Here is a 10,819-nt window from a genome sequence, read left to right as displayed (position 1 = left end):
CTCTCCGGCGCCACCACCCCCTCTGGCGCGCCCACCCCCTCTGGCCCCCACCTCACCCTCTCCGGCGCGCCCACCTCCTCTGGCGCGCCCACCCCCTCTGGCCCCCTCTCCACCCCGCCCTCGCGCGCGCGCCTCGCCTGGCTCGCCCTCCCCCTCGCTGGCGTGGCCATCGCGCTCGCCTGGCGTGCCCAGAGCCCCCCTGCCCCGCTGACCAGCGCCACCTCGCCAGCCTCCATCCCCGCGCTGACCGGCGCCCCCGACCTCGCCGCCACCCTCACACGGCCACCCCCCGCACCGCTCTCCCCCACACCGCGCGACCCTTCCTTGCCCTCTGCGGTCGCGCCTCCGGACGCCCCCTCCGCCGCGGTCACCGCGTCCGCGCTCGCCCAGCCCACTCCGGAAGACGTCACCGCCTGCTCCGTGCGTCACCTCGCCTCCGACGCCTTCCGCCCCGAGGCCCCTCCCCCCCTCGGCTGGATGTGCGCCGAGGTCGACCCTCGCCGCGGCGCTGCGCGATTGAAACAAGAAGTCGTGCGCGGCGGTGGCAGCACGGTCACCACTGCCATGAAGGAGCACGCCCTCCTCCACTGGTATGAAATGGCCACCTTCGCCGCCCTGCGCGCCCGATGCTGCACCCCGGGCGCCCTCTCGCCGGGCGCTTCACCCTCGACCGCGGCACGCCCCGCCGATGCCCGACAGGCCGACGTTCAGCCCGCAGAGGTCCAGCCCGCGGTCGCCACCCCTGGCGCCTCTGGAGCGCACGTCGACGTCGCCCAGCGCGCCCCCCTCGCGCCTCTCGTGTCGCTCGCGCCCCTCACCCTGCCTCCGTCGCTCGGCACCTGCAGGCACCTCGACAGCACCCTCGACGCCCTCGGCGCTGCCGCCAGAGGCCAGGGCGATCTCGACGAGGCCCTCGGCGCTTACCGCGTCTCCCTCCAGTGCGTCATCGCCAGCGGCGCCGCCACCGAGTACGCCTGGCGCGACCCCCCCACCGGCAACGCCGAGGCCATCTTCCGCCGCATCCTCGGCCGCGGCGCCCCTGGCTCGGCTCCCGCCGCGCGCTGAGCTTCAGGCAGCGTCCAGCACCTCGGCCCCTGCGATCACGTCCTGCAGCGCGTGGTGGGTCACCCACCGCCGGAGCAGCTCCACGTGCCGCTCCTCCTCGGTGCTGGCCAGGTAGAACGAGTCCGACATCCGGTGCTCGCCCACGGCCCGCGCCATCTCGATGAGCATGTGCCACCCATCGCAGTCGGCGCGCTCCACCATCAGCATCGCCTCCAGCCCCTGCGCGAGGCTCGTCCGCGGATTCACGATCACCTGGAACACCCCGCTATTCGCCACGCGCACCACCCGCGCGGCGCGCCCCAGCTCCCGCGGGTCGCCGCCGAGCTTCTCGATGGCGTGCCGCAAGATCCCGATGTGGCCCACCTCCTCCTCGCGGATCGCCATCAGGTCCTCCCGCCTGGGCCCGCTCTCGAAGGTCCCGCAGCGCTCCAGCTTGGTGGCGAGCGCCTCGTACATCCGCGCGCTCATCCGCTCGAAGGACAGCCGCTCCCCCAGCCGCTCGAGCAGCGACACGGGCCCATGCCCCTCCCGCACCCGCTCTCCAGCCACCCTCACCGGCGCCGCCATCCCCCGCGCCGGCGTCATCCGCGCCGTGGATCCCGGCACAGACGCGGCCTGCGGGGCGGTGGAGACCTCTCGCTCCGCACCACCGCTCACCACCTTGTTCATGACCACGTCCCTTTCGCGCCGCACCCTGGAATACGCGCGACCTCCGGGCTCCTCCCCGGAACGGCTCGCGCCCCTCCGCGTGGGCCACGACCGTCCATCCATGCTAGACGCGGGCCACCTTGAAGCGTGTCCCCGAGAGTCGCGTCCGCAACGCCAACGACCGCCCCATCCGGCCAGGAGGCGACCACGTCCTTTACTGGATGACCGCCAGCCGTCGCACCCGGTACAGCTTCGGACTGCAGCGCGCGCTCGACCGGGCCCGGGAACTCGACCGCCCCCTCGTCGTCCTCGAAGCCCTGCGCGTCGGCTACCGCTGGGCCAGCGACCGCCTCCACCGCTTCGCCCTGGAGGGCATGTCGGACAACGCCCACGCCTTCGCCAGGGCCGGCGTCCTTTACCACCCCTACGTCGAGCCATCGCCCGATCATGGCAAAGGCCTGCTCGCTGCCCTCGCCGCCCGCGCCGCTGTGGTGGTCACCGACGACTCACCCACCTTCTTCCTCCCGCGCATGGTCACCGCCGCCGCGCGGCAGCTCGACGTCCTCCTGGAGCTCGTCGACGGCAGCGGCCTCCTTCCGGTGCACACCCCTGACCGGGTCTTCACCACCGCCCGCTCCTTCCGCATCTACCTCCAGCGCAACCTCGCCCCCCACCTCGCCGAGACCCCTGTCGCCGACCCTCTCCACCGCGCCTCCCGCGCCGCCTCCCTCCCCCGGCTCCGCGCCCTGCCACGCGCCATCACCGAGCGCTGGCCCGCCGCCTCCGCGGCGTTGCTCACCAGTGACGCCAGTGACGCCAGCGACGGAAGCGACGCCCGCACCCTCGCCGCCCTCGCCGCCCTCCCCATCGATCACACGGTCTCCCCCGTCCCGACCCGCGGTGGCCAGGTCGCCGCCGAGCGCGCCCTCACCCGCTTCCTCGACGGCCACCTCGACCGCTACATCGACGACCACAACGACCCCGACAGAGGCGGCACCAGCCACCTCTCCCCGTACCTCCACTGGGGCCACCTCTCCCCCCACGAGATCCTCGCCGCCATCGCCCGCCGCGAAGGCTGGACCCCCGACGCCCTCGGCAAGGAGCGCAGCGGCGCCCGCGAGGGCTTCTGGGGCATGAGCGCCCCCGCCGAGGCCTTCCTGGAGCAGCTCGTCACCTGGCGCGAGATCGGCTTCAACATGGCCGCCCTCCGCCGCGACCACGACCGCTACGACGCCCTCCCCGGCTGGGCCCTCGACACCCTCCACAAGCACGCCCGCGACCCCCGCCCCCGCCTCTACACCCGCGCCGAACTCACCGCCGCCGCGACCTACGACCCGGTGTGGAACGCCTCCCAGCGCGAGCTGCTCCGCGAGGGGAGGATCCACAACTACCTGCGCATGCTCTGGGGCAAGAAGATCCTCGAATGGTCGAAGACCCCCGAGGAAGCCCTCGACGTGATGCTGGAGCTCAACGACCGCTTCGCCATCGACGGCCGCGACCCCAACTCCATCTCCGGCATCTTCTGGGTCCTCGGCCGCTACGACCGCGCCTGGGGCCCCGAGCGCCCCATCTACGGCACCATCCGCTACATGACCTCCGAGAGCGCCCTGCGAAAGCTCCGCATGAAGGAGTACCTGAAGCGTTACGGCACCGACGCGCGCGACTGAGCGTGCCTCACCAGACATCCCGCCACCGGTCCGGGTGGGTTCGGCACGCGGAACAGGCCGCAGCGGGCTCGCCATCCTCGCCATCCTCGCCATCCTCGCCATCCTCGCAGCGCACACTTAACCTCGGGGGCAGTCGCATCCAGAAGGAGGAGCCCCATGACCGTCGACGAGAAGATCGCCATGCTGCGCAAGCTGTTCCATGCGTTCGGCAGCACCGGCGACGTGACCCACTTGCTCGAACAGCTCACCGACGACGCGGTCTACAAGGTGTCGATCGGCCCGGGCACCCCGCTGAGTGGCGAGTTCGTCGGCAAGGAGGGCATCGCCGGCTATTTCCGCGACATGCACACCGGCGTCGAGCACCTCGCCCTCAACGTCCACGATTTCTTCGCCAACGAGCACAAGGCCGTCGTCCTCGGCGACGAGACCCTGCGCACCACCGTCGGCGGCGTCGTCTTCTTCACCGAGTGGGCCACCGTGTTCACCTTCCGCGGCGACCTGATCTCCCACGTCCTCGTCATCGAGAACCTCGGCGCCCTCAGCCAGGCCCTCGGCGTCCCGCACGCGAGCCCCCCCGCCGCCACCGCCTGAGTTTCCCGAGCTTCCCGGCGACGCCGAAAGCCCGGCTCCGACGAGGCGACAGCCACACACCATTTCCCCACATCGTGCCCAGATGAAATGGTCACGATTCCGCGCATCTGGCGGAGTGTGCCGACCCGATCTCACCGGAACCGGGGTTCCAGCGCGATTGGATCGCATGCCACGACTCGAACGGCGCTCGCCCGCTCCCTGCCCGCAGCGTATGCTTCTGATACCGGTCGGCGATTTCCTCGCCGGCACGGTCAATGACACATCAATACATCCGAACCGTCACGAGGAGGATCTCATGACCCCCGACGAGAAGATCGCGCTGCTCCGCTCCGTCTTCGCGGAGTTCGCCCGCACCGGGACCCCCCAGGTGCTCATCGACAACATCACCGAAGACGCCGTCTACAAGGTCTCCGTCGGACCAGGCACCCCGGTCAGCGGTGATTTCGTGGGCAGAGAGGGCATCACCGGCTACTTCCGGGACCTGCCCACCATCATCGAGCACCTCGGCCTGAACATCTACGACTACCTCGCGAACGACAACCGGGTCGTGGTGCTCGGCGACCAGACCCTGCGCACCAAGAAGGGTGGCGTGGTGTTCTTCAGCGAATGGGCAGCCGTGTTCACCTTCCGCGGTGACAAGATCTGCCACTTCCTGTCCATCGAGAACGTGGGCGCCCTGAGCAATGTGTATGGCGCGCCTCCCGCGAGCCCCCCTGCGCACGCCCCCACCTCGACCCAAGGCCCGATTTCGATCCCCGGCCTGATCTCGCCCCCCGGCCCGACCTCGACCCGAGGCCCGACCTCGTCCCGCGGCCCGAGCTCGACCCGCGGTCCGAATTCGAGCCCCACCCCTGCCGCTGCCTGAGCTTCGGCCCGCCCTGCGCACGAGCCTCGCGCGCCGGGCAGCCCCTCCTGACTCAGGGCTTCACGTCGAGGTGCAACGCGAACCCATCGGGATCGTAGCTGTTGTCGTCGGAGGCCCAGCCTGACCAGCCACCCCCCTGCGACGCCCACGGCGAGTACCGCGCTTGCCCCGCGTGCGCCGACCCCCCGTCGTCGAACCCGCGCACGCCGATGCGAAAGTCGCGGGTCATGGTGCCCACCACGAGCGCGCGCGTCTCGATCGAGATCCGGTACGCATCCGGATCGTAGCCGTTCGCGTCCGTCGCGACCGCGGACCACCCCCCCGACTCGCTCGACCAGGGCGTGCACTTCTTCGCGCCGAACTGCGACGTGGCGTTGTCGTCCGAGGCTTCCATGCACACCCGGACATCCAGCCCTGCGCGCACGTCGGCGGTCTCCGCCTCCAGGTGGACCCGGACCGAGTCGGGGTCGTACCCGTTCGTGTCGACCGCCCACGCGGAAGAAGAGGCAGCCGCCGCCACGCCGTCCACCCAGCCCGTGTACTTTGCGACGCCCACCTTGTCGTGCCCGTGGTCGGCGACCTGCAGCCCGATCTTGATCCGGGCGATGGTGCTCTCCTCCGCGACCTCGCCCACCACGACCTCCTCTTCCACCTCGGAGGACGCGTCGCCGCCCGACGCCACCACACACCCGGAGATCGAGGCAGAGAGCACCGCGAGCGACACGAACACGAGCCTGGTCTGCAGCATCTGTTGCTCCACGTAGTACCGGCGGTTCCGCCCGGCCATGCCCCATGCATGGCCAGCGACGCCCCCGACCGGCGACGGCCACGAAGGTTTCGAGCCCGATTCCTGTCATGAAAGCACCACCGTTCAAGGTGAGCTTCCTCGCCGGAATGCCGAATTGTGGAAGCGATTGGGGCGCGGGCGGTGACGCGCGCAACGCTGGCATACTGCCTTCGTCGTCCGTGAAACGTCGCTCCGACGGGTGACCCCTGCACCCGATGCGCCCACATCGGCGCCCGTGCCCCCTGGTCATTCCAGGCATGCCATGGCCGTCCATCCGCTGCATACCGCCCCGACTGCGGTTTCAGCGCCACAGGATCGTACACGGCACCGCGAAGCGCGCTCGCCCTCTCGTCGGCCAGGGCGTATCCTATCCATACCGGCTGGTGATTCCTTCGCCAGTACGGTCAATGCCACGAACAATCACATGAGGAGGCTTGTATGTCCCCTGCCAAGAAAATCGCCCGTATCCGCGCCATCTTCGCGGAGTTCATGAGCACCGGCAGCCCCCAGATGCTGATCGACAGCCTCACCAGGGATGCGGTCTACACGATGTCCATCGGACCGGGCACGCCGATCAGCGGCCCGTTCGTCGGCAAAGAGAGCATCGCCGGCTATTTCCGGGATCTGCCTGCCACCGCCGATCACCTCGCCGTCAACATTCACGATTACCTCGCGAACGACGACAAGGTCGTGGTCCTCGGCGACGAGACCCTGCGCATCAAGGAGAATGGCGTGGTGTTCTTCAGCGAGTTCGCGACCGTCTTCACCTTCCGCGGCAAGAAGATCTGCCACGTCCTCGCCGTCGAGAACCTGGGCGCCATCAGCAATGCCTACGACGCCCCGCCCGCGAGCCCGCCGGCCCAGGGCCACGGCCCCACCTCGACGCCCACCCCCCTCGCCGCCTGACCCCCCTCGCCGCCTGACCCCCCTCGCCGCCTGACCCCCTGCTCGCCCTGCGCACGCGCGCCGCGCGGCTGCGCAGGGCGAGCCTCCCTCACGTCCGCCTGCCCTGCGCACGCGCGCTGCGCAGGGCAGGCTTCACCCCTCGCTCAGTGCGTGAGGTGCGTCTCGGGCTGCGTCGTGCCCTCGCCGTCCTCGCCGGTGCCGCTGGGACGGCGGTCCTCGTTCACCCGCAGGTCGGGGAAGAAGTCGCGCATCTCCTTCTCGCGCCCCAGGCGCGCGAGCTGCCCCCGGATGACCGGCTTCGCCACCTGGTTGTAGGCGACCAGGAACGCCTCCCGCGCCTCCGTCAGGTTTGCCGTGGTCTTCAGCTTGAAGGCGTACGACATCCCCTTGCCCGAGAGCGCCTCGTGCAGCGTATCGCGGGCCTGGGTCAGCCTCGCCAGCCGGGCCGCGCGCTCCGGCAGCGTGGCATTGGCGGCCACCTCGAAGCCCCGCACCAGCTCATTGAGCTTCGCATTCACGTCGGCGGGCTTGAACTTCGACATCAGACCGACCTTCATCCCCCGGAAGAAGGCTTCCTTGTCGGCCGTCGCGCTGTCGTCGAGCGAGGTCAGATATCCGTGGAAGCGCTCGATCTCCTTGCGCCCCCGCTCCGCCGCCTCGTCGACGCTCACCCGCTGCCCCCGCAGGTCACTCCGCTGAATGCCTGCGCTCTGCAGCTCCTGGTTCACCCGGGTCACCGCGCCCTGCACCAGGTCCCGCAGCGCGGTGACATTCAGCAGGTCCGCCTCCTCCTCCAGACGGGTTAACGCCGTCAGGAACCCGGTGCCGTACTCATCCACCTCGAAGTAATCGATGTAACTATCCGCCATGTTCCGTTCCTCCCTGTTTGGAGTGACCGAGCCCAGGCGTACCAGACGGATCCCGAGGCGCAAGGGACGAAAAATCGCACAGCACGGTTTTGTCTGTACAGCCAGGTGGGAGATGTCGGTCCTGGAAGGATGAATCTGGCGGACGGCGTTCCATCCGTCTGGGGTGAACAGGGGTAGGTTGGGAGCTTGGGCGTGCCTGCGCAGGGGTGCGGAGAGGCACCTGGGCCGCCAAGGTGTTCATGCGCAGCACTTCCGAGAATGCCTGGGCCGCCAAGGTGCTCATGCGCAAGGCTTCTGAGAATGCCTGGGCCGCCAAGGTGCTCATGCGCAGCACTTCCGAGGACGCCTGGGTAGCCAAGGTGCTCATGCGCAAGGCTTCCGAGGTGACCTGGGCCGCCAAGGTGCTCATGCGCAGCACTTCCGAGGGCACCTGGGCCGCCAAGGTGCTCATGCGCAGCACTTCCGAGGGCACCTGGGCTGCCGAGGCTCACCCGATCGCGCCCCGGTTCAGACCTGAGCCGCCGAAGATCGCCTGCTGCGATCGGGCGCAGACCTGGACCGTCAGATCGGCGAGGATGCCCGCCTCACGGGGCAACGCCCTGCGCACCTGACGGAACCGAGCACCATGAGAATCCTCTTTCCTTCCTGGCCTGGCGAGCGGCGCGTGGATGCGGCGTTCGAGGGAGAGCTGGAAGCCGCCAGGGCCGCCGGCTTCGAGGTGGGCTTCGTGGACGTGGAGCTGCACCTGGGCGGTGAAGCGCGCCTCTGGAACGCCGGCCCCGGTCCGGCGCTCTACCGCGGGTGGCTGCTGAAGCCCGACGACTACGCGCGGCTCGCGGAGGGCGTTGCCGCCCGCGGGGGCGCGCTGCTGACGACCGCGGATGACTACCGCCACGCGAGCGACTTCCCGCGCTGGTACGAGGCCCTCGCCGGGACCACGCCGAGGTCCGTGTGGTTCCGGGCCGGTGACCTCGACGCGCTGATGCCGGCCATTCCGGCGGCGCTCGTCGACACCTTCGGGAGCGGCGCGTCGCTCCTTCTCAAGGACTTCGTGAAGAGCCGCAAACAGGACTGGTACGACGCCTGCTTCATTCGCGATGTCGCGGACGAGGACAACGTACGCCGTGTCATCCGCAACTTCCTGGAGCTGCAGGGCGACGCCTTCACCGGCGGCCTGGTGTTCCGGGAGTTCATCGCGCTGCGACGGGTCGGCGTGCACCCGAAGTCGCGGATGCCGCTCGTCAACGAGTGGAGGTTCTTCGTCGCGCAGGGCAAGGTCGTCTACCACGCCCCCTACTGGTCCGACGGCGCGTCCTACGAGGGCCTGGCCCCACCAGAGATCCACGACGTGGAGCGGCTCGTCGCGGGCGTGAAGCTGCCGTTCTTCGCGGTGGACCTGGCAGAGCGGGAGGTCGGGGGCTGGGCCGTCATCGAGATCAATGACGGCGGGACGGCCGGGGTGCCCGATGGGGGGAGCGTCGCGGCGTTCTACGAGGCGCTCCGCGGCGCCCCGTGTGAGACGCCGAGGTAGCCTGCCCCGAGCACGCCTGACGGTTCGCAGAGCGCGGCTCGACCACCTCGACGAGCGACCAGCTTGCAGAGGCGAGGGCTCAACCTTGCGTGCCGCGGCTGATCCGGTGCCGGCGCGTCACCTCGTCGTGAGGGTTGCGCAGGCGCTCTTCCGTGGAGGCGGTTGCTTCCTTCTCGATCGCGTTCCGGAGGGAGTGCGCGATCTGCTCTTGCTCCTCCCAGCGCAGCCCCTGGCGATCGAGGTGGCCGAGCTGGTCGTTGTCCTCGTTGATCGCGCCGAAGGTCGCGCCCATGCCGGAGAGGCCTTCGAGGCGGGTGTCGACCTTGTGCCCCGCGTCGCCGCGCTGGGTCTCGGCGGTGAGCTCGGGCTCGTCGAGGTACTCCTCGGGCCGGAGCGCCCGGGCGGCGCGGCGCGCGGCCTCGCCCTGCACCAGGCGGGGCAAGGGATCTCCCGGCTCCTGCGAGAAGTTGACGTCATTGCTGGGTGAGCCCGGCGGGATCGGGGTTTGAGGGGGGTGTTCCAGCTTCTTCGCAGTCGCTGCCATGGTGTTCCTCCTGGCCGCACCTCGGCCACTCATGGGCACTCCCCTTTCAAATCCGGTGCCGCGCAGTGGCGTGAGGACGGGCACGGCGGGAGGTGGACGGGCGGTGACAGGCAGGAAACGTCAAGTGTGCGGCGTGGCTGCGCTCGGCGGGATTCCGCGGTTTCCGGGCCGGAAAGAGCGCAGGACATTCGACGCGGACCGTGGCTTCGAGTAAGGGGGGCGCGTGGAACTGTTGCGCGAGTTTTTCGGCAGGCTGCGAGATCTGGAAGGCCTGCTGACCTGGGGGGGCTACCCGGTGTTGATGACCATCATCTTCGCCGAGACGGGGCTCCTCATCGGGTTCTTCCTCCCGGGGGACTCGCTCCTGGTCACGGCGGGGGTGCTGGTCAACGCGGGGATGATCAACCCGTTCCAGCTCGGCACCTTCGAGAACCTGCTCCTCATGAACGGCGTGCTGATGCTCATGGCCATCGTCGGCGACGCGGTGGGCTTCTCCATCGGGCGGCGCGCGGGGCCGAAGATCTTCACCCGGGAGCAGTCGCTGCTCTTTCGCAAGGACTACCTGATCGCGACGCAGCAGTTCTACGAGAAGCACGGGGGCAAGACGATCATCCTCGCGCGGTTCATGCCGTTCGCGCGGACGTTCGCGCCCGTGGTCGCGGGGGTGGGGCAGATGCAGTACCGGCGCTTCGCGATGTTCAACATCACGGGCGGGGTGCTCTGGGTCTTCTCGATGACCTTCCTCGGGTACTTCCTCGGCAAGATCTTCGACGCGAAGCAGATCGAGCGGGTGGTGTACCTGATCATCGTGGTGTCGGTGATGCCGGTGCTCATCGGGGCGATCCGGCACCGGATGGCGCGGGTGCAGCCGGTCCCGGGGGTGGTGCCGCTCGATCCGGCGTCGACGCGGGACGCGGCGCGCATCGCGGCGGCCGCTGCGCAGGCAGCAGGCGCCGCAGGTGAGCCGACCTCCGCCGACAAGGCGGCGCGGTCGGAGACGAAGGGCGGCTGAGGCGAGGACCGACGGCTTGGCCGCGCCCATCGACGAGCTTCTCGCCACGGTCCGCAAGGCTTGCCTCCCCGGCATCTGGTCGCAGGGAGTGAAGCTCGCCCGCGAGGGCGCCGTGTTCGACAGGCACCCCCGCGGTGAGACCATCGTGGCGCGGGTGCGCTCAGGCGCGATCGCGCCGACGGTGACGCTGTACCCGGCGGACGGAGAGTGGACGTGCGACTGCGGGGGGAAGATCGATCCGTGCCCCCACGTGGCGGCGACGGCGATCGCAGCAGCGCAGGGGTTCGCGGAGGTGCCACAAGGCGGCGCGGGTGGCGCGGGTGGCGCGGGTGGC

General features: G+C 70.0%; 12 protein-coding genes and 1 pseudogene. 9 read left to right on the top strand and 4 right to left on the bottom strand.

The window, feature by feature from the left end; genetic code table 11:
• Positions 1-1,065: pseudogene (locus tag CAP_RS53095) on the top strand (hypothetical protein); the annotation flags it as partial.
• Between the two features lie 3 nt (positions 1,066-1,068).
• On the opposite strand, the gene CAP_RS42645 reads toward CAP_RS53095, so the two are convergent.
• Positions 1,069-1,734, bottom strand: a complete 666-nt coding sequence (locus tag CAP_RS42645; protein WP_156041668.1) for a ferritin-like domain-containing protein — start codon at positions 1,732-1,734, stop codon at positions 1,069-1,071.
• 119 nt (positions 1,735-1,853) lie between these two features.
• Between CAP_RS42645 and CAP_RS42640 the strand changes: the two genes are divergently transcribed.
• The 3 genes from CAP_RS42640 to CAP_RS42630 all read left to right on the top strand — a co-directional run bounded on the left by CAP_RS42640 (position 1,854) and on the right by CAP_RS42630 (position 4,836).
• Positions 1,854-3,380, top strand: coding sequence for a cryptochrome/DNA photolyase family protein (locus tag CAP_RS42640; RefSeq protein ID WP_044252311.1), 1,527 nt, complete (start codon positions 1,854-1,856; stop codon positions 3,378-3,380).
• Positions 3,381-3,536: 156 nt separating this feature from the next.
• Positions 3,537-3,971 (top strand): nuclear transport factor 2 family protein, encoded by a 435-nt coding sequence (locus tag CAP_RS42635; RefSeq protein WP_044252308.1) that lies wholly within the window; start codon positions 3,537-3,539, stop codon positions 3,969-3,971.
• Between the two features lie 295 nt (positions 3,972-4,266).
• The gene (locus CAP_RS42630; protein ID WP_044252306.1) at positions 4,267-4,836 is read left to right on the top strand and encodes a nuclear transport factor 2 family protein; all 570 of its coding nucleotides are present in this window, start codon (positions 4,267-4,269) and stop codon (positions 4,834-4,836) included.
• Between the two features lie 52 nt (positions 4,837-4,888).
• Here the strand turns inward: CAP_RS42630 and CAP_RS42625 are convergent, their stop codons facing one another.
• The gene (locus CAP_RS42625) at positions 4,889-5,623 is read right to left on the bottom strand and encodes a hypothetical protein (RefSeq protein WP_052376921.1); all 735 of its coding nucleotides are present in this window, start codon (positions 5,621-5,623) and stop codon (positions 4,889-4,891) included.
• A 438-nt stretch (positions 5,624-6,061) separates the two neighbouring features.
• Here CAP_RS42625 and CAP_RS42620 point away from each other — a divergent pair, with 438 nt between their 5' ends.
• A complete protein-coding gene (locus tag CAP_RS42620) occupies positions 6,062-6,529 on the top strand; it encodes a nuclear transport factor 2 family protein (RefSeq protein ID WP_044252303.1) in 468 nt (155 codons plus the stop codon).
• Between the two features lie 143 nt (positions 6,530-6,672).
• Here the strand turns inward: CAP_RS42620 and CAP_RS42615 are convergent, their stop codons facing one another.
• Positions 6,673-7,398 carry a hypothetical protein gene (locus CAP_RS42615; RefSeq protein ID WP_044252300.1) on the bottom strand — a complete coding sequence of 242 codons (726 nt, stop codon included), beginning with the start codon at positions 7,396-7,398 and terminating at the stop codon, positions 6,673-6,675.
• Between the two features lie 239 nt (positions 7,399-7,637).
• Between CAP_RS42615 and CAP_RS42610 the strand changes: the two genes are divergently transcribed.
• Together CAP_RS42610 and CAP_RS42605 are read left to right on the top strand one after the other, a co-directional pair.
• A complete protein-coding gene (locus tag CAP_RS42610; protein WP_044252298.1) occupies positions 7,638-8,009 on the top strand; it encodes a hypothetical protein in 372 nt (123 codons plus the stop codon).
• Positions 8,010-8,023: 14 nt separating this feature from the next.
• Complete coding sequence (locus CAP_RS42605; RefSeq protein ID WP_052376920.1) at positions 8,024-8,929, top strand: ATP-grasp domain-containing protein; 906 nt, start codon at positions 8,024-8,026, stop codon at positions 8,927-8,929.
• A gap of 79 nt (positions 8,930-9,008) precedes the next feature.
• Here the strand turns inward: CAP_RS42605 and CAP_RS42600 are convergent, their stop codons facing one another.
• Positions 9,009-9,473: a hypothetical protein gene (locus CAP_RS42600; RefSeq protein ID WP_044252295.1), complete on the bottom strand. Its 465-nt coding sequence runs from the start codon at positions 9,471-9,473 to the stop codon at positions 9,009-9,011.
• 223 nt (positions 9,474-9,696) lie between these two features.
• Between CAP_RS42600 and CAP_RS42595 the strand changes: the two genes are divergently transcribed.
• Complete coding sequence (locus tag CAP_RS42595; protein ID WP_081865842.1) at positions 9,697-10,485, top strand: VTT domain-containing protein; 789 nt, start codon at positions 9,697-9,699, stop codon at positions 10,483-10,485.
• A 16-nt stretch (positions 10,486-10,501) separates the two neighbouring features.
• Positions 10,502-10,819, top strand: a 318-nt coding sequence (locus CAP_RS42590) for a hypothetical protein (RefSeq protein WP_044252292.1), incomplete at its 3' end; no start/stop codon positions are given.

Origin of the sequence: Chondromyces apiculatus DSM 436 (genome assembly GCF_000601485.1) — a bacterium.
Lineage (GTDB): Bacteria > Myxococcota_A > Polyangia > Polyangiales > Polyangiaceae > Chondromyces > Chondromyces apiculatus.
Note: the sequence above shows the minus strand (reverse complement) of the source record. Positions and strands in the feature narration are given on the sequence as shown.